The sequence below is a fragment of the Actinoalloteichus hoggarensis genome, from assembly GCF_002234535.1.
Taxonomy (GTDB): Bacteria; Actinomycetota; Actinomycetes; order Mycobacteriales; family Pseudonocardiaceae; genus Actinoalloteichus_A; species Actinoalloteichus_A hoggarensis.
This window is the reverse complement of record NZ_CP022521.1, coordinates 1570196-1589147: the sequence shown is the minus strand read 5'-3', so window position 1 is coordinate 1589147 and position 18952 is coordinate 1570196. Positions and strand designations below refer to the sequence as shown.

13 protein-coding genes and 1 pseudogene are annotated in these 18952 nt (G+C 70.7%); 4 read left to right on the top strand and 10 right to left on the bottom strand.

The genetic code is table 11. The features are described 5' to 3' along the window. Positions 1 to 92: 92 nt before the first annotated feature. Positions 93 to 206 (bottom strand): annotated as a pseudogene (locus AHOG_RS30450) (protein-L-isoaspartate(D-aspartate) O-methyltransferase); the annotation flags it as partial. 60 nt (positions 207 to 266) lie between these two features. Between AHOG_RS30450 and AHOG_RS29825 the strand changes: the two are divergent. Next, positions 267 to 422 (top strand): hypothetical protein, encoded by a 156-nt coding sequence (locus tag AHOG_RS29825; RefSeq protein WP_245856610.1) that lies wholly within the window; start codon positions 267 to 269, stop codon positions 420 to 422. Between the two features lie 280 nt (positions 423 to 702). Here AHOG_RS29825 and AHOG_RS07100 read toward each other — a convergent pair whose 3' ends face one another. From AHOG_RS07100 to AHOG_RS07065, 8 genes are all read right to left on the bottom strand, one after another. Then, complete coding sequence (locus AHOG_RS07100; protein ID WP_093944242.1) at positions 703 to 2694, bottom strand: beta-galactosidase; 1992 nt, start codon at positions 2692 to 2694, stop codon at positions 703 to 705. 118 nt (positions 2695 to 2812) lie between these two features. Then, positions 2813 to 3748: a carbohydrate ABC transporter permease gene (locus AHOG_RS07095; RefSeq protein WP_211290547.1), complete on the bottom strand. Its 936-nt coding sequence runs from the start codon at positions 3746 to 3748 to the stop codon at positions 2813 to 2815. Between the two features lie 5 nt (positions 3749 to 3753). After that, positions 3754 to 4686: an ABC transporter permease gene (locus AHOG_RS07090; protein ID WP_245856609.1), complete on the bottom strand. Its 933-nt coding sequence runs from the start codon at positions 4684 to 4686 to the stop codon at positions 3754 to 3756. Between the two features lie 85 nt (positions 4687 to 4771). Continuing rightward, on the bottom strand, positions 4772 to 6424 hold the full coding sequence (locus tag AHOG_RS07085; RefSeq protein WP_093944241.1) for an extracellular solute-binding protein: 1653 nt from the start codon (positions 6422 to 6424) through the stop codon (positions 4772 to 4774). Positions 6425 to 6498: 74 nt separating this feature from the next. Next, on the bottom strand, positions 6499 to 8484 hold the full coding sequence (locus tag AHOG_RS07080) for a glycoside hydrolase family 31 protein (protein WP_245856608.1): 1986 nt from the start codon (positions 8482 to 8484) through the stop codon (positions 6499 to 6501). A 176-nt stretch (positions 8485 to 8660) separates the two neighbouring features. Further along, positions 8661 to 9671, bottom strand: a complete 1011-nt coding sequence (locus AHOG_RS07075; RefSeq protein ID WP_093940628.1) for a LacI family DNA-binding transcriptional regulator — start codon at positions 9669 to 9671, stop codon at positions 8661 to 8663. A gap of 197 nt (positions 9672 to 9868) precedes the next feature. Beyond that, a complete protein-coding gene (locus tag AHOG_RS07070; protein WP_245856607.1) occupies positions 9869 to 13015 on the bottom strand; it encodes a glycoside hydrolase family 3 C-terminal domain-containing protein in 3147 nt (1048 codons plus the stop codon). Between the two features lie 255 nt (positions 13016 to 13270). Beyond that, a complete protein-coding gene (locus AHOG_RS07065) occupies positions 13271 to 14182 on the bottom strand; it encodes a DUF6807 domain-containing protein (RefSeq protein WP_211290546.1) in 912 nt (303 codons plus the stop codon). Positions 14183 to 14796: 614 nt separating this feature from the next. Between AHOG_RS07065 and AHOG_RS07060 the strand changes: the two genes are divergently transcribed. Then, positions 14797 to 17376 (top strand): glycoside hydrolase family 9 protein, encoded by a 2580-nt coding sequence (locus AHOG_RS07060; RefSeq protein ID WP_245856606.1) that lies wholly within the window; start codon positions 14797 to 14799, stop codon positions 17374 to 17376. Positions 17377 to 17678: 302 nt separating this feature from the next. Here the strand turns inward: AHOG_RS07060 and AHOG_RS07055 are convergent, their stop codons facing one another. Beyond that, complete coding sequence (locus AHOG_RS07055; RefSeq protein ID WP_211290620.1) at positions 17679 to 18071, bottom strand: NUDIX hydrolase; 393 nt, start codon at positions 18069 to 18071, stop codon at positions 17679 to 17681. A 432-nt stretch (positions 18072 to 18503) separates the two neighbouring features. Here AHOG_RS07055 and AHOG_RS07050 point away from each other — a divergent pair, with 432 nt between their 5' ends. After that, a complete protein-coding gene (locus AHOG_RS07050) occupies positions 18504 to 18725 on the top strand; it encodes a heavy-metal-associated domain-containing protein (protein WP_093940624.1) in 222 nt (73 codons plus the stop codon). A gap of 1 nt (position 18726) precedes the next feature. Beyond that, a complete protein-coding gene (locus AHOG_RS29020; protein WP_169725823.1) occupies positions 18727 to 18888 on the top strand; it encodes a hypothetical protein in 162 nt (53 codons plus the stop codon). The last annotated feature ends 64 nt before the right edge of the window (positions 18889 to 18952 follow it).

Sequence of the window (18952 nt, the reverse complement as noted above, 5' to 3'; positions counted from 1 at the left end):
GAGCACCCTCGGGTGAAGACCCGCCGTGTCCAGCGCCTGTCGGGCCGCTGCGACGAGATCGGGGGCGTCGATCGTGGAACCGCGCTCTCGCCCAGCGCGTGGCTGAGCAGGGCCGCGTTGTATCCGGTGCCTGCGCCGATCTTCAGCACCCGGAGACCGGGATGGGCATCGAGGGCTCCGAGCATCAAGGATGTCGACGAGGGCACGACGCTGGAGGTGATCGGTGCCCCACCGCCGTCATGCCGGATCACCGACGAGACGTCGGAGTGGACGAGCCGCAGGGCGGCTCCCTCGGGATCGGCGTCGAGGTCGTAGCGGATGTTCGACCGCTCGGCCAGGCTGAACCGCCGCACGAATTCATGGCGAGGAACGGCATCGAAGGCGGCGATCCATCGTGGAGAAAACAGTCTTCCCCCGACTGACCAGCACTGCGGTCGCCGACGCGGGCTCAGGGCGTCGACGAGGGGCGGCGGTCCTCACGGCGGGTCTCCCACGGTGAGGGCGTCGGCCGAAGCCGACCGGGTCGGAAGGCCGAGGGCGGTGTGCGACCAGCCCACCGGCCAGTGGGCTTGATCTCGAGGAACACCCGTTCATCGGCAGGTGTGACCACGAAGTCCAGAGCACCGAAGATCAGCCGCACGTGCCGCATCAGGTGATGCATCCGGGTCGTGACGTCTTCGGCGGGCGGGTCGACGTCCGCCTCTACTCCGCCACCAACGCCAGCACCCCGAAGCCGGGCAACTCCGTCCGCCCCGCCTGCCGCCCGCCGCGCAACAGGTCGACGCCCGCCGCAGGCAGCTCCACGGAGGCCGGATCGGGTCCATGGTTGATCACGAACAGCACCCGGCCCCGGCGGGTCGCCGTCACCCCGGCGGGCAGGCCGGTCAGGACTCCGGTCACCCCCGCGCCCGCGCACACCTGCCGTGCCAACGCGCCCACCGCGGCGGGCTCCGGTTCCGTCGCGACGTACCAGGCCGTGCCCGCGCCGAAGCCGTGCCGCAGCACCACCGGTCGGCCCTTCCGTCGACCCTCGGCGACCTCGGCGACCACCTCGGCGCCCTCGACGCGCAGGTCGTCCAGCCAGTCCCGGGCCTCGAAGTCACCGAGCAGCGCCGACGAGCAGCGCACCGACTCCCCGTCGTCCAACGGGTCGAACTCCTCGATGCGCAGGCCCAGCAGCTCGCGGAACGGCGCGGGATAGCCGCCGAGGCGGATGTGGTCGTGCTCGTCGACGATCCCGGAGAAGCAGCCGAGCACCAGCGTGCCGCCGCGCCGTACGAAGGACGTCAGGTTCGCCGCCGCGTCATCGGTGACGAGATAGAGATTGGGCACGATCACCAGACGGCGGCCCGAGAAGTCGGCGTCCGAGGCCACCACGTCCGCCGTCACGCCGAGCCGGGCCAATGCCGCATGCCAGGCCCGCAGCCTGCCGAGGACGTCGACGTCGGCCGTCGGATGGGCGTCCAGTCCCACCGCCCACCAGCTTTCCCAGTCCAGCACCAGGGCCGCCTGGCTTTCGACATCGGCGCCGACGACCTCGGCGAGCCGGGTCAGGTCGACGCCCAGCTCACACACCTCGCGGAAGATCCTGGTGTCAGGCCCGGCGTGCGGCACCATCGCCGAGTGGTACTTCTCCGCCCCGGCGCGGGAGGCCCGCCATTGGAAGAAGCACACGGCATCGGCGCCTCTGGCCACCGCGTGCAGCGACTCGGCCCGCATCCGTCCCGGCGCCTTGACACCGTTGCGCCGCCGCCAGTTGACCGCGCTGGTCGCGCCCTCCATCACCATCCACGGCCCGCCCGCCAGGGACCGCATCACGTCGAAGCTCAGCCCCGCGAGCTCATGCGCGGCCGGATCGGTCGGGTCCGGATACCAGTCGTGAGAGACGACGTCCTCCCGCTCGGCCAGCGCCCGGTAGTCCAGCGGGGCGTCGAGACCGAGGAAGTTCGTCGTGATCGGGATGTCCGGCGTCGCGGCGCGCAACACGTCCCGCTGCGCCTGGAAGCACTCCAGCAGCGCGGCGGAGCAGAAGCGACGGAAGTCCAGGCGCTGGCCGGGATTGACCAGATACGGTGCTCGCCTCGGCGGCAGGATCTCCGCCCAGTCCGAGTAGCGCTGGCTCCAGAACACCGTGTGCCAGGCCTCGTTGAGTGCGTCCAGGTCATCGTCATAGCGACTGCGCAGCCAGTGCCGGAAATGTGCTGCGCTGACGTCGCAGTGGCAGACCTCGCAGAGCTCGTTGTCCACATGCCACATGGCCAGGGCCGGATGGTCGCCGTAGCGCTGGGCGAGGTCCGCGACCAGTGACAACGCATGTCGGCGATAGACCGGCGAGGACGGGCAGAAGTGATTGCGGGAGCCGTAGACCAGTCGGCGGCCGTCGGCGTCCACGGGCAGCGTCTCCGGATGTCGACGGCCGAGCCAGGGCGGCGGGCTCGCGGTCGGCGTCGCCAGGTCCACCGCGATCCCGCCGGCATGCAACAGGTCCAACACCTCGTCGAGCCAGCCGAAGTCCCGCGCGCCCGGCGTCGGCTCCAGCCTGGACCAGGAGAAGACACCCACCGTCACGAGGGAGACTCCGGCCCTGCGCATCAGCTCGACGTCCTCGCGCCACACCTCCGAAGGCCACTGCTCGGGGTTGTAGTCGCCCCCGAACACGATGCGGCCCCGGGTCACGGCAGAGATCCCGGCCACGACGTCCTCCACTCCTCGTCGGCTCGTCGGTCGCGGCCCGCGGCAGGAAGGCCCCGCGGCCGGACTCGGTATGCACGGTCGCTCGACGCAGGGCTCGCCGCGCCTGCCACGCGCGACCTCATCCCTTGACCGCGCCGATGATGACCCCCTTGGTGAAATGCCGCTGCACGAAGGGATAGACGAACAACACCGGCAGCACGGCCAGCACGACGACGGCCATCTTCACGGCCAATGTCGGCAGCGGGCCGCCCGCCACCGAGTCGATCGGACCCGCGCCGGGAATGGGAATCCCCTCCAGGACATAGGTACGCAACACCAGTTGCAACGGCCACTTGTCGTTCGTGCTCAGATACAGGAAGGCGTTGAAGAAGGCGTTCCAGTAGCCGACGCCGTAGAACAGGGCGATCACCGCCGTGACCGCCTTGGACAACGGCAGGACCAGGGACGTGAGGATGCGGAACTCGCCCGCCCCGTCGATGCGGGCGCTGTCGGTCAGCTCCTGCGGAATGCTCATGAAGAACGAGCGCATCACCACGAGGTTGAACGCCGCCACCGCCGTCGGCAAGACCAGCGACGCATAGGTGTCCAGCAGTCCGAAGGCCTGCACCGTCAGATAGGTCGGGATGAGTCCCGGTCCGAACAGGAACGTCAGCAGCACCGCGAAGAGCAGCGGCCGGTGGGCGAACGAACCGCGCCGCGACAGCCCGTAGGCCGCGAGCACCGTCAACGTGGTGCTGAACAGCGTGCCGAAGAGCGTCAACCCGGTGCTCACCAGCACCGACCGCGTCACCACTCCCCCGGAGAGGATCTCCTCGTAGGCCGCGAAGGTGAATCCGTCGGGCACCGTCACCAGCCCGCCCGCCCGGGTGATCGCCTCCTGCGGCGAGAGGCTGGTCAGCACGACCACGTACAGCGGGAACGCCACGGCGAGCACCACCAGGGTGAGCACCACGGCCTTCGCCGTCCGCCCCAGCGGCGTGGGCTCCTCCTCCCAGGCAGGCCGCAGCGGATGTCGACGACGACGCGGCGCGGCCGTCTCGGGTCTCTCGGCCATCGTGGTCATGAGCGCGAATACACCCCCTGCTGACCGAGCAGATGCGCGGCCTTGTTCGCCCCGAGGACCAGCAGCAGGCCGACGACGCCCTTGAACAGGCCCGCCGCGCCCGCATAGGCGAAGTCGCCGTTGACCACGCCCTCGTAATAGACGTAGGTGTCGAGCACCTCCGAGGCGTCGACGCCGACGGCGCCGCGTTGCAGCAGGAACTGCTCGAAGCCGACCGACAGCGCGTCGCCGAGGCGCATGATCAGCAGCAGCACGATCACCGGCACGAGTGCGGGCAGCGTGACGTGCCACAGCCTGCGCCATCGGTTCGCGCCGTCCACGGCCGCCGCCTCGTACAGATCGGCGTTCACCGTGCTCAGCGCGGCCAGGAAGATGATCATTCCCCAGCCCGCGTCCTTCCAGATCCCCTCGGCGGTGACCAGCAGGATGAAGGTGTCCGGGTTGGTCATCAGGTCGACGACGCCGAGATCGTGGGTCCGCAGGAAGTTGTTCACCACCCCGGCGCCGCCGAGCATCTGCTGGAACAGCGTGATGACCAGCACCCAGGAGAAGAAGTGCGGCAGGTACACCACGCTCTGGATGAACAGCTTCAGGCGGGCGCTCAGCAGACTGTTGATCACCAGCGCCAGCATGATCGGCACGGGGAAGAAGAAGACGAGCTGGAACGCGGTGATCCCCAGGGTGTTCCCCGTCGCACGCCAGAAGTCCGGGTCGCCGAACAGCCGCTCGAAGTTGGCGAAGCCCACGAACGGGCTCTCCAGGATGCCGACGAACGGCGAGTAGTCCTGGAAGGCGATCACGTTGCCCAGCAGCGGCAGGTAGTGGAACGCTCCCAGCACCAGGATCGTCGGCGCCACCATCAGCAGCAGCGGCCAGTCTCGACGGAGCCTGCGACGTCGGTCGGCCCGGCGGAGAGCGCGCTTCGACAAGGGTGAGACGCGCCTGCGGGGGCCTGCCGGCGTGCCTGCCCCCGCGGCGGGTTCCGCGGCGTGGAGAGTCATCGAGGCGCCGTTCTCAGCGTCCGGCCTCGTCCAGTGCCGCGGCGTAGAACTCCCGCAGCTCGTCACCGCCGTCCCGACGCCAGCCGTCGAGGACCGAGGGCAGTTCGCTCACCGAGGTCCGGCCGCGCAGCAGATCCTGAATCCGGTCGTCGAGCTGCTGGGCCAGGCCCGTCAGCCTCGGCGGCTCCTCGATGCGCAGCCCGTCGGTGAGCTTGTCCACCTGGAACGGAGCCACCTCGGCCTCCCAGGCGTGCATCGCCTCCACATAACCGGGGTACTGCGACTGATCGACGATGTAGGGGGGCTTCGCGAGGAAGCCGTAGGTGACGGTGATCTCCCGCGATCCCAGATCGGTGAGCGAGGGCGCCCCGGCGGCGTCACGCTCGCTGTGCTCGCCGTCGACGCCGTAGTTGATCAGGTGGTTCTCCTCCGAGCCGATCGGCGCGGCGCAGAAGTCCAGGATGCGCAGCAGCTCCTCCACCCGTTCCCTCGGCAGGTCGGAGCGGAGGAAGGTCATCAGGTTGGCCGCCTCCTGGGTGTAGTAGACGGGTTCGCCGCCGTCATGGGAGAACGCCGGGAACGGCCGCATGTCGAACGTCGGATTGGACGGCAGCTGCCGCGCCAGCGCCTCCTGCCAGGCGCCCATGCCGTCGCTGAGCATCCACATCGCGCCGCTCTCGAACAGCTCCTTCTCCTGTCCGGTGGTGCTGCCTGCGACGGTGGGATGCACGTGGCCCTCCTCGAAGAGCCGGGCCATGAAGGCGACCGCCTCGGCGAAGGACTCGGTCTCCGCCTCGTTGACGAGATTGCCCGCCGAGTCCCGACTCCACTCGGCCGGAACGTTGAACATGCGCTTGACCTCTAAGAAGATGTTTCCGCAGGCCCAGCGCCCCGCGTCGGGATCGGTGATCTCGGTGCACAACCGGTAGAGGTCGTCGGCGCTCCGCGGCGGCGCCAGCCCGGCCTGCTCGAAGAGGTCTCGGCGGTGATACAGCGCCAGCGGGAACAGTCCTGCGGGCGTCGGAACCGCACGCAGGCCCTCGTTCCAGACGCAGTACGCCCACGCCCGGGTCGGCAGGTTGGCCAGGTGGGGGTAGGCGTGTGCCGCATCACCCTGGAGGTATTCGGTGAGGTCGGTGAAGGAGCTGCCGACGGCCTCGCCGAAGCGGGCGGGCACGTCCCAGTCCGGGATGACGGTCAGTTCGGGCAGCTGGCCGCCTGCCAGCTGGGCGTTGAGTCGAGCCGCGTAGTCGCTGCCGTTGACGACGCTGAAGCTCACATCGGCACCGAGCCGCTCGTTGACCGCCCGGTAGTAGGCGTTGTCCGATGGCGCCAACGGCCAGTAGGCCGGGGTCATCGCCGTCACCTCGCCGCCCGTGCCGGGCGGCTCGGCCACCGCCCGGATCAGCTCGGCGGGGTAGCTGGTGTAGCCGGGAACGGAGCCCAGCACGCCGGGCAGGTCCGGCGCGGCGTACTCGATGGGCGAGTACGAGGGCAGGAGGGCACCGAGACTGTCCTCGTCGGTGACCGACCCGCCGGGTGTCGAGCCGCCGCCCCCGGATGAGCAGGCGCTCAGCAGGGGCCCCGCCGCGGTGACGGCGGCGCCCGCGCCGAGGGCGGAGAGCAGGGTTCTTCGGCTGATCCTGGACTCGCTGAACCTGTTCACGGATTCTCTCTCTCGTGTGGCGACGGTGCGGGACGCCGCCGCACGAGGCCCGCGGGCGGCGGAGAACGCCGAGATCACTCCCGGATCGGCACCTGCGCACCCGCACGCAGGTACACCGGGATGCGATGCAGCGGGGCGTCGGCGGTCAGGGTCTGCCCGCCCTCGTGCACCTCGCCCGTCCAGGCGTCGGTCCAGGCCTCGCCCGCTGGGAGACGCACCTGCCTGGTACGGGCGCCGAGCGCGTAGACCGGGGCCACCAGGATGTCGGGGCCGAACAGGAACTGGTCGTCGACCGACCAGGCGTCCGGGTCGTCGGGGAAGTCCACGAACACCGGCCGCATCGGGGGCAGGCCGGTCTCGTGGGCGACGCGCATCTGGTCGAGCACGTAGGGCCGTAACCGCTCGCGCAGCGCCAACGACGCCGTGATGTGCTCGTAGGCCTCGTCGCCGAAGCTCCACACCTCGTTCGGCCCGCCGCTCATCGCCGGGCCCAGCCCCATCCTCGGCGCGCGGTCGCCGTGCAGGCGGAACAGGGGACAGAAGACGCCGTACTGGAACCAGCGGACCACCAGCTCGCGGAAGTAGTCCGACTCGGGGTCGCCGCCGTGGAAGCCGCCGATGTCGGTGGTCCACCACGGGATGCCGCTCACGGCGACGTTCAACCCGGCGCGGATCTGCTCACCGAGCGATTCGAACGTCGCCGCGATGTCACCCGACCAGAGCGCGGCGCCGTACCGCTGGCTGCCCGCCCAGGCCGATCGGCACAGGGAGACGATCTCGGTCTCCCCCTCCGCGCGCATGCCCTCGTAGAAGGCTCTCGCGTTCTCGGTCGGATAGCTGTTGAGGACCTCCAGCCCCGGCCCGGCGTGCAGGCGCAGGTTGCCGGGCGTGCCCGGCTTGATCTCCGGTTCGCAGGCGTCCAGCCACCAGACGCGGACCCCGTGCCGGTAGTAGTTCTCCCGGACCCGATTCCACACGTACTCCCTGGCCTCGGGGTTGGTGGCGTCGTAGAAGGACACCCCGATCCCGACGGGCGACTCCACACCCTTGTCCGGCCAGTCCGCGTGCACCGGCGGCCCCTGATCGGTGGCGATGAGCAGTCCCTTGTCGAGCATCTCCGGGTAGTTCTCCGCCAACGGGCTCACCGACGGCCAGATGGAGACCATGAGCCTGACGCCGAGTTCGGACAGCTCGCGGACGGCGGCGGCCGGGTCGGGCCACTCCACCGGGTCGAAACGCCATTCGCCCAGGTGAGTCCAGTGGAAGAAGTCGCAGACGATCACCGACAGCGGGAGGCCGCGCGCGTGGTACTCCCGCGCGACGCCCAGCAGCTCCTCCTGGCTGCGATACCGCAGTTTGCTCTGCCAGAAGCCCGCCGCCCAGTCCGGCAGCATGGGAGTCCGGCCGGTGGCCGCGGCGTAGTTGCGCAGCACGTCGGCGGGGCCGGGGCCGGTGGTGATCCAGTAGTCGATCTGTCGGGCGGAGTCGGCCACCCAGCGGGTCCCGGTGACGCCGAGTTCGACGCGGCCGACGGCCGGGTTGTTCCACAGCAGCCCGTAACCCCGGTTCGACAGCAGGAACGGGATGGTGACCTCGGAGTTGCGCTGGATCAGCTCGACGACGGCGCCCTTCTGGTCCAGCAGGCCGTGCTGGTGCTGGCCGAGGCCGAAGAGTCGTTCGTCCGGGTAGGCGCGGAAGTTCTGCTGGATGTGGTGGTAGCCGTTGCCGACGCCGGAGAAGAGGCGCGGACCGGGCCACCAGAAGTGGATCGGCTCCTCGGCGAGCAACTCCTCTTCGGTGTCGGTGCGCAGGAATCGCAGCCTGCCTCTGCCGTCGACGTCGACGCGGATGGCGCCGTTGATCATGCTCGCGCTCTCGGCGTCGATCTTGTACTCCGCGTCGGCGGGAGGTCGTTCGCCGAGTGCGCCGGGCAGATCGGGGTTCAGCACGGTGTGTCCGACCCGCACGCGGACGCTGTCCGCACCCCACGGCTCGATCCGCACCACCTGGTGGTCACCACGCCACTCCAGGCCGTCCGGGATCTCGCGAAACTCGCTCACGCGGCTCTCCTCCATCGTGTCGCGTCCGGTTGTCGAAGCGATTCGACCGACGGCGCATGCGGGTTCGACGCAGGCGGCGCGGTCGCACCGTCACACGGGTGCTCGGGGTTCGAGGGTTCGGGTGCTCGGGGTCGGGGCTCCGGATGCTCGGGGCGCGGGCGCCCAGGCCCCGGGTGTCAGCCGACGCGCGGTCGGCCGGTGCTGTGTCGCCCGGTGAGTCGGGGCGGCAGGAGCGTGACGGCAGGCGCCCGGTCGCCCGCGGACTTGGTCATCAGCAGTTCCACGGCATGCCTGCCCACGTCGGCCGACGGGATCTGCACCGAGGTCAGCGGCGGGAAGGGCAGTTCGGCGGCCTCGTCGGGGCAGATCGCCACCACCGACACGTCCTCCGGCACTCGGCGGCCGAGCCTGCGCAGCACGTCCAGCAGCGGACCCAGCGCCGACTCGTTGTGCACGACGAGGCCGGTCAGCCCCGGCTGTTCGGCGAACAGCTCGCCGACGGTGGCTGCGACGGCGTCGCGATCCAGTTCGCAGGACCGCGTGGTGCTGACCACGCCCCGGCGCAGGGCGGCGCTGGTGAAGCCGGCCATGGTGCGGTGCGCGTAGCCGGTGTCTCTCTCGTAGACGACCTTCGGGGCGCCCAACAGCGCGACCTCGGTGTGTCCGAGGTCGGCGAGGTGGTCGACGCAGAGGGCGCCCGCCGCGACGAAGTCGAGGTCCACACAGGTCAGTCCGGTCGAGTCCGACGGGAAGCCGATGAGCACCGAGGGCTGGTTCAGCTCCCGCAGCAGCGGCACCCGTTCGTCGTGCATCTCGACGTCCATCACGATCAGCGCGTCGGCCATGGCGCTGCCCGCGACGCGGCTGATGCCCTTGGCCCCCTGATCTGCGGTGACGAGCAAGACGTCCTGGTCGTGTTCGCGGGCGGAGGTCACCACCGACAGCACGAACTGCATGACGACCGGGACGTTCACCCCGGTGCGCAGCGGCAGGACGAGCGCGATCACGTTGGTGCGGTTGCTCGCCAGCGCCCTGGCCCCGGCGTGCGGGTGATAGCCGAGGACTCGGATGCTGTCCTGGACCCGCGACCGGGTGCCCGCCGAGATGGCCCGCCGTCCGGTGAGGACATAGGACACCGTGCTGGGCGCCACTCCGGCGTGGCGGGCGACATCGGCGATGGTGACCACGTGGCACCCCTGACTTCGGTCGTGAGTTACGTCACGCGAAACGGTTCGATTGACTGGACGTTACGCCCGCGATTCGACGGCGGGCAATACGCCGTTCAGCCGCACACAATCCGCCGTTAAACAGCCATTGACCAGGCATGACGCAGCGCACCGACCGGGCGGTCCCCCCGCCCGGTCGATGTGGTCGCCGCGTGCCGCTAATCGATGACGCGCTCCAGGGGTTCGATGCACAGCTCGGTCACCGTCGTGCCCTTCTCGACGAGGACCAGATACAGGTCGACGGGCTCCGGCGGCACGGTGTCGGCGTGCGCGACGACGTCTCGCTCGGCGCCGGGGCCTGCCGCTTCCACCGCTCCCGGGCCTGCGGTGACCGGTCGAGGGCCCGCCGAGGAGGAGCGCCTGCCCGCCGCCACGGCGGCACGGAGAACCCGCCGATCGCCCTCGCCGGTCACGGCCCACTCGGTCAGCACGGCGCCGTGCACCGGGTCGCCGATTCGCAGCAGGATCGTCGCCGTCGTCGTGTCGTCCCTGGCTGCCGTCACCGTGCAGCGCAGCGGACCCGCGGGCAGCACCACCCGGTGGAAGGCAGCCCAGGCTCCCGGTTCGGCCGCCCGCACCGCCGTGCCCTCGGTTCGGGACTCGTCGACCAGCCGGACGCCGTGCGCGGCGTCGAAGTCGACGGCCCGTACGCGGCGGCCCGCCAGCGACACCGGCGGAATGATCTCGCCGAGCACGTCCAGTTCGGCATGCACCCGTAGATCGGCGGAGGAGGCGCCCGCCGAGAGTCGATGCCGAGCGGTCTCCACCACCATGCGGGAGCTGGTGACGTCGTACAGCGCGAGGTCCCGGACGGGCACGGCGAACGTCACCGTCTCGCTCTGTCCCTTGGCCAGGTGCAGTCGGCGGAAGGCGCGCAGCGCCAGCACCGGCTGCGCGGCGCGCGACTCCTCCTGCCGGGAGTAGAGCTGGACCACCTCGTCGGCCGCCCGACGCCCCACATTGGTCACCGTGACACTGGCGACGACCGTGTCGTCGGGCTCCACTCGGCTCGTGTCCAACCGCAGCTGCCCGTAGTGGAAGTCGGTGTAGCTCAGCCCGTGGCCGAAGGGGTACAACGGCCTGCCTCGGTAGTAGAGATACGTGCTCTGGGCACTGATGATGTCGTAGTCGAACAGGTCGGGGAGATCGGCCGTGGCCCGATACCAGGTCTGCGGCAGCCTGCCCGCGGGCGAGTGGTCCCCGAAGAGCACCTCCGCCAGCGCCGTGCCCGCCTCCTGACCGCCGTGCGCGGTCCAGAGCACCGCGGGCAGATTTCGCTCGGCCCAGGGGACGGCCAGCGGATAGCCGCTGACGAGGACCAGCACCGTGCGGGGGTTGGCGGCGCCGACGCGCCGCACCAGCTCCTCCTGCGACGGCGGCAGTTCCAGGCGGGTCCGGTCCTCGGTCTCCCGGCCGTTGATGTGCGGATCGTTGCCGACGACGAGCACGGCGACGTCGGCGCCCGACGCCGTCTCCACGGCCGTCTCGACGCCGTGCCGATCGACACGGACCGTGAACGGCGTCGCGGCGAAGCTCGCGGGATCGCCGGACCGCGCCGACACCCCGGCGGCCTCGGCCGTCGCGGTGCCCCGGTCGTCGTCGGCGACGTCGGCCCGCAGCACCCCGTCGGCGTCGACCCGGACCCAGCGGCCGAGCGCCCGGTTGAACAGCCGGACCTGCCCGGAGTCGGCGGCCCGGAACTCGAAGGTCTCGTGCACGACCCACTCGCCGGGCATCAGGCGGTCGTTGACGAGGCTGCCGTCCGGTCGGGCCGAGACGTACCGCGTGTTGGCCGCCGAACGCAGCGTCCGCACACCCTCGCCCCAGTCGAACAGGTCGAATCGACAGTGCTCGCCGCCGTCGTCGGCCGCCTCCGCCGCGTCGACCAGTCGGAGCGCGCCGCCCTCGGCGGAGGTGCCCGCGCCGACCACCCGGCCGTCGGCGGCGATCAGACTGATCCGGTCGACGCCCTCGGCGACGACCACGTCGGCGTCGGTGGCGGCGGCCAGCCCGCCCGCGGGCGTGACCTGATAGGGCAGTGTTCCGCTGTACCAGTCCTCGTAGAGGACGTCGGCGTGCGTCCCGATCACCGCGATCCTCTGGATGTCGGCGCGGCGCAGCGGCAGCATCTCGTCCTCGTTACGCAGCAGGACGATCGCCTGTCTGGCCGCCTCCAGCGCCAGTTCTCGATGCTCCGGCGAGCCGATGACGGCATCGGTGATCGAGGCGTAGGGATTGATCGCGGCGAAGTCCGTGTCCGCGTCGCGTGCGACCGCGTGGGGCTCGGCCTCGGGCGGCGCCGTGCGCGACGGCGGATCGAACTCGCCGAGCCGCAGTCGCAACAACAGCAGACGACGCAGCGCGCGGTCCACGTCGGCCTCGGTGATCAGGCCGCGACGCAGCGCCGTGCGCAGCGCCTCGGCGGTGAACTCCGCGTCGGTGTCGTGGTCGGTGAAGCTGTCCACCCCGGCCAGCAGCGCAGCCGCGAAGCCCGTCGGATGGTCGGGGTGATATCCCTGGACGCCCGCGATGTTCGACGGCGCGTGCGCGTCGCTGAACACGACGATCTCATCGTCGGTCCAGCCGCGCAGCGTCCCGAGCAGTTCGCCGTCCAGATGCGCGGGCCTGCCGTTGACCAGGTTGTAGGACGGCATCACGCCGACGGCGGCCCCGGCGGCGATGGCGGCGCGGAACGCGGGCAGCTCGTACTCGTGCAGCACCCGGGGCCGCAGGTCGGAGGAGGTGGTGTCTCGATCGGTCTCGTTGTTGTAGCCGAGGAAGTGTTTGAGGGTCGGCGCGGTCTTGAGATAGCGCGGATGGTCGCCGCGCAGCCCGCTCGCGTAGGCCGTCGAGAGGACGCCGGTGAGCAGCGGGTCCTCGGCGTAGCCCTCCTCGTTGCGTCCCCAGCGCGGGTCGCGCAGCAGGTTCACCACCGGCGCCCACACGTTGAGGCCGCCCTGGACCGGGTCCCGGTGGTGGAAGCCTCGGGCCTCGTCGCCGGTCGCGGCGCCGACGCGCCGCAGCAGCTCGGGATTCCAGGTGGCGCCCAGCCCGACGGCCTGCGGGAACACCGTCGCGGGCCCGACCCAGGCCAGGCCGTGCAGCGCCTCCATCCCCGTGTGAAAGGAGGCCAGGCCGGCCTCGGGCACGGCGGGCTGGAACTGATGCAGCATGAGCAGCCTGGTGTCGAGGTCCAGCAGTCCCAGCAGGGCGTCGACGCGGCGGTCGGCGGGCAGCGTGGGATCGAGATGCGGCAGGCGAGACGGTCTGCCATCGGTCGGGTCGTCGGGCTGATCCGGGCTCACTGACGGACCTCCTCTTTCGCCGAGCGACGTCGGGCGAGAATCCGGAAACACGTTCGACGAACGTCTCGAACACCTGTCGAACGAGGCGGTCGAATGATTCGAATGCATTCTTCGAATTCCGGTGTCGAAGCGCTTCGATCGTCACCCTCAAGTCAGAATCGGCTCAGCATCGTTCTGCTTATAGAATGATCGGGATTTCGAAACTCGCAGATCGGAGCCCGGCCGTCAAGACCTCGTCGTCGTGCGAACGGCGGATCAAGCGGGGCGGGACGAGGCGGCGGCGACCGCGGCCCGAGCCGCCTCCTCGGCGTCGAGATGCCCGTCGGCGACGACGATCAGCAGTCGGCGTTCGAGGGCACGGGCGGCGGCCAGCCGAATCGGCTCGGCGACGGCGAGCGAGGAGCCGATGCCCGGATAGTCGGCGATCCGCACGAACCACGGGTCGGCGGCGGTGCGGGCGTCGCCCGCCGCGAACACCAGGGTGTAGTCGGGTCCGTGTCCGTGCACCGCGAGCCAGTCGGCCGTCGACTCGTGGACCGCCGTCTCCCCCGCCGATTCGGCGGTGAACACCGTGGGTGCGACGGTCGAGGCGGGCAGCCGCCAGAAGAAGCCGCCGTAGCCGCCGCCGACCTTCCCGTTGGTCGCGGGACTGCCGAGCTCCAGTTCGGCCTGGGCGGCGTTGGTCAGGGTGAAGGCGAGGTCCAGCACCCAGGCCCCCGGTCGGATCGGTGACGGCCGGACGGCGATGCGTCGGTGTTCGACGATCTGGAGCGCGCCCGCCGGGCTCCGCCAGTGCAGTTCCTCCGACAGCGTGTCGGGACGCCCGGGGTCCGACCCGATCTGAAGCAGCCGATGCCGCTCGATGCGGCCGTGGTCGTCCCGCCACGTCGGACCGCCGTCGCGGAGGAAGGTCCGACCGCCCCAGAAGTTGGTCTTCGCGACGTCCTGGAGGGCGACCGAGACGCCCAGGTGCCAGGGGTGATCCTCGGGTGCCGCGTCCGTCACCACCGCGCCCGCGGCGGTGCGGATCGGATGCAGATACGGCCGAGGCCCCTGGGTGGGCCGGAGGGCGGGATCGGTCACCACGTACCGAACGACCGGGTCGGCGCCGCACCACAGGTCGATCTCGGTGCGCGCCTCGGCGGGCATCGTCTGCTCGGACATCATCGACCTCACCTGGACGGAGCGGACGGCGGCCTGCCAGCCCTCGGAAAGCGCTTGCCGAAGCTAGAAGAGCGCACCCGACCCTGTCAACCGAGCCCGTCTTCCTCGTCGACACGGCGAGGTCCGGTCGTTCGACCAGGTCAGCTCGCCGACGCCGCCGCGGGCGCCGTCGGCCCGCCGACCGCGACGACCGCGTCCCACTCGTCCGCGTTCGACAACCAGGCGTCTCACCAGGACGGACGATCCGACCACACATCCGGGAGCGCTCCCACATTGACACCGACGGACGAGCGCGACCGGCGGGGGCGACGACAGGACCCGCTTTCGGCCGGGTTCTACGCTCGCCTCGATTCGACATCGAAACGTCACCACCAGCCATGACGTCACTCGGTGAGATCGGAGTCACAATCCGATATTGACAGTGGGGCAACTCGGGCGCAACCATCAACCCCAACGCGAGCGTCCGGGATTGGGAGCGCTCCCGAATTCCGGCCGACGTCGATCGCCTCCATGACGACGGCCGGATCGCGTCGCCGGAGCACCTCTTTCTCAGAGGAAGGAACGAGCCAGTGCGCCGACCATCCAGACGCCGTCCTGTCCCGCTTCTCGTCGCCGCCGTGACGATCCCGATGCTGGGCACCCTCGTACCGCAGGCGGGTGCTCAGGAGGATCGCTCTCCCGAGCCCGCGGCCCAAGAGGAGACGGAGCAGATCCGCAACGGAGACTTCACCGAGGGGACGGCCCCCTGGTGGTGGACCCCCACCGCGCCCGCCGCCGTCGTCGACGGCGCGCTGTGCGCGGAGATCGAGGGCGACACGATCAATCCCTGGGACGCCATCGTCGGTCACGACGGCATCCGACTCCAGGCGGGCGAGTCCTATGACCTGTCCTTCACCGCCTCCGCCTCGGCACCCGTCATCGTCAACACCAACGTCCAGCTCTCCATCGAGCCCTACACCCAGGAACTGAACGAGCGGACCACGCTGAGCGCCGAACCCGTCGAGTTCTCCTACGCCTTCACCTCCGGCGCCGACACCGAGACCGCACAGGTCGCGTTCCAGGTCGGCGGCGCCGTCGACCCGTGGACGTTCTGTCTGGACGACGTGTCGCTGCGCGGTGGCGACCCGCCGCCGCCCTACGAGCCGGACACCGGACCGAGAGTGCGGGTCAACCAGGTCGGCTACCTGCCCTCCGGCCCCAAGCAGGCCACCGTCGTCACCGACGCCGCCGAGGCCCTGCCCTGGGAGTTGACCGACCCGACCGGAACGGTGGTCGCCGAGGGACTGACCGTCCCGCAGGGCATCGATCCCAGCTCCGAGCAGGCCACGCACGGCATCGACTTCACCGAGGTCACGACGGAGGCGACAGGCCTGACGCTGAGCGCCGACGGCGAGACCAGCCATCCCTTCGACATCGACGCGGGCCTGTACGACACGCTGCGCACCGACGCGCTGGCGTTCTTCTACCACCAGCGCAGCGGGATCGAGATCGAGGCCGAGTACGTCGGCGCGGACTACGCCCGCCCGGCGGGTCATGTCGGCGTCGCACCGAACCTCGGCGACATCGAGGTGCCGTGCCAGCCCGGTGTCTGCGATTACACGCTGGACGTCAGCGGCGGCTGGTACGACGCGGGTGACCACGGGAAGTACGTGGTGAACGGCGGCATCTCGGCCGCCCAGGTGATGGGCGTCTACGAACGGGCCCTCGTCGCGGGCGACACCGACGCCGTCGCCGACGGGACGCTGTCCATCCCAGAGCAGGCCAACGGGGTGCCCGACGTGCTCGACGAGGCGCGCTGGCAGCTGGAGTTCCTGCTGAGCATGCAGGTCCCCGAGGGCGAGGAGCATGCGGGACTGGTCCACCACAAGATCCACGACGCGGCCTGGACCGGGCTTCCGCTGCTGCCGCACCGTGATCCGCAGCTCCGGGAGCTGCATCCCGTCTCCACCGCCGCCACCCTCAACCTGGCGGCGGCGGGCGCCCAGTGCGCACGACTGTTCGGGGACTTCGATCAGGACTTCGCCGACCGGTGTCTGACCGCGGCCGAGACCGCGTGGACGGCGGCCGAGACGAACCCGATCCACTACGCCGATCCGCTCGACGGCATCGGCGGCGGCGCCTACAGCGACGACGACGTGACCGACGAGTTCTACTGGGCGGCGGCGGAGCTGTTCCTGACCACCGGCGAGCAGACCTATCTCGACGTGGTGACCGGCTCCGAGCACCACGGCGCCCAGGCCTTCACCGACTGGGGCTTCGGCTGGGCGGTGGTCGGCCCGCTCGGACTGCTCAACCTCGCGACCGTGCCGAGTGACCTGCCCGCCGACCAGCTCGACTTCGTGCGGGACGCCGTCGTCGATGGCGCGAGCCGCTACGCCGCGACGGCGGCCGACGAGGTCTACGGCCTGCCGTACGCACCCGCCGACCACGCCTATGTCTGGGGATCGAACAGCCAGGTGCTCAACAACATGGTGGTGCTCGGGGTGGCCTACGACCTCACCGGGGACGCCGAGTTCCGCGACGCGGTCCTCACCGGCTGGGACTACCTGCTCGGCGGCAACCCGCTCAACATCTCCTATGTGACCGGCTACGGCGAGCACGACGCCCGCAATCAGCACCACCGCTTCTGGGCCAACCAGCTCGACCCCGCACTGCCGAACCCGCCCCCGGGCTCGGTCGCGGGCGGGCCGAACGTGAGCCTGGACGACCCGGTCGCCGCGGAGGCTCTGGCGGGCTGCGCACCCGCGTTCTGCTACATCGACGACATCGAGTCGTGGTCGACCAACGAGGTGACCATCAACTGGAACGCTCCGCTCGCCTGGGTGGCGGCGTTCACGGCCGACGTGGCGGGCGACGACGGTCCGCCGACCGAGCCGCCCGCCGGGACCTGCTCGGTGTCCTACCTGGTGCAGAGCCAGTGGAACAACGGGTTCACCGCCGAGGTGTCCATCACCAATCTCGGTGACGAGCCCGTGCGGGGCTGGGCACTGGACTGGACGTTCGACGGCGACCAGCTCGTGACGCACTCGTGGAACACCCGGCTCGTCCAGCGCGGTGCGACGGTCTCGGCCTCGGACGTGGACTGGAACTCCACGATCGGCCCCGGCCGGTCGGTGACCTTCGGCTTCAACGGCTCGTTCAGCGGCACCAACGGCAGCCCTGCGGCGTTCACGCTCAACGGAGACGCCTGCGGCTGAGTGCCGCTGACCATGACGGCGGGGCCCGACGAACCAGGACGTCGGGCCCCGCCCCCCTTTCCGGGCATGCCGATGCGGCAGCGACGACGAGCCGTCGGCAGCCGCCCGGCGGCCGGTGGCGGACGGAATCGACCACCACACGTGCCTGATCGGCGGGGGCATGCCCGCACGCAGGCACGCGCCGCCGCCCGGCCGACCGTCGCAGGCGGCCGTGTCCTCCGGCGGCCGCCTCGGCGCCGCGGGCGCCGATGATCGGGGCCGGCCGCCCGGCCGCCCGACCGCCCGGCCGGCGGCGACGGAGCTCAGGCGAGCAGGTCCTGCTCGTGCAATCGGTCGAAGACGATCTTGTCCACGGCCGAGACCCGCTCGCGGTCGGCATAGGAGAGCATCGCGATCTCCTCGATCTCCGCCGACGCCGTCGGCGTGCCGACGACCTCGGCGGTGTAACAGGTCAGCCGGACCAGGTCCCCCGCAGGTCTCCCGTGTGCCTGCGCCTCGAAGGTCCCCAGGTGACGGGCGGTGTCGGGCACGACGTCGACGGCGAGTTCCTCGCGTATCTCGCGGACGAGCGTCTGGAGGTCGGACTCCCCTGCCTCGCGTTTGCCGCCGGGGAAGTAGAAGACGTCTCTGCCTCTGGTGCGGGCACTGAGCACCCGCCGGTCCTCGAGTCGGATCCAGGCCACCTTGTCCACGATCATGACCCGGCCTGCCCGCGCGCTGATCTCCTGATCATCCTCATACGCTCATCCTGCCCGGGCGGCGCGGCTGTCTCCTCGGCGACGGCGGCTTCTCAGTGACGGCCGTCGCATCGGGGCACCGGGCCGGAGGGCGGCGGCGGGATCGCCTGTCCGCCCCGTGGCGGCACGGCCACCGGGCAGGCGGGCACCTGCGGCCCTGGCCATGGGAGGCATCACCCGATCGAGCGGGATACCCCCCGGGCCTATGCTGCACGATCGCAGGCCGGCGAGGCACTACCTCGCACTTCTCCCGGTTGCGATACATACCCCTCGGGGGTAGGGTTCCGCATGGGCGTCGGCGCCCGAGCGGGCGGACTCCCGCACCGGATTCGACCGCACCGCCGCCCACGACGAGAAGACGACACACGACAGCAGGCCGAGGAGACCACGATGACCACCGATCAGTCGACCGTCAGCACCTACACCGTCACCGGCATGACCTGCGGACACTGCGTCAGCTCGGTACAGGAGGAGGTCGGCGGGCTGACCGGGGTCACCGACGTCGCCGTCGACCTGCCCACCGGCCGGGTCACCATCACCAGTGCCGGGGAGCTCGACGCCGAAGCCGTGCGGGGCGCCGTGCGGGAAGCCGGCTACGAGGTGACCGCCTGAGATGAGCGTCGCCACGCGCCTGGGCGCGTTCCTACTGGCCGTGGCCGCCGCGTTCGGCCTCGCCTACGCGGCCGGGCAGTTCGCGGGCCCCGTGGGCGAGGCCCCGCCACCCGCCCATGAGGCACCCGGCGTCCCGCACGACGTCCACGATCCCGGCCGCTGACGGCCGCCGAACCCGCCGATCCACGGCACCGAGAGACTCCAGGGGAATGGTGATGGCCGCAGTC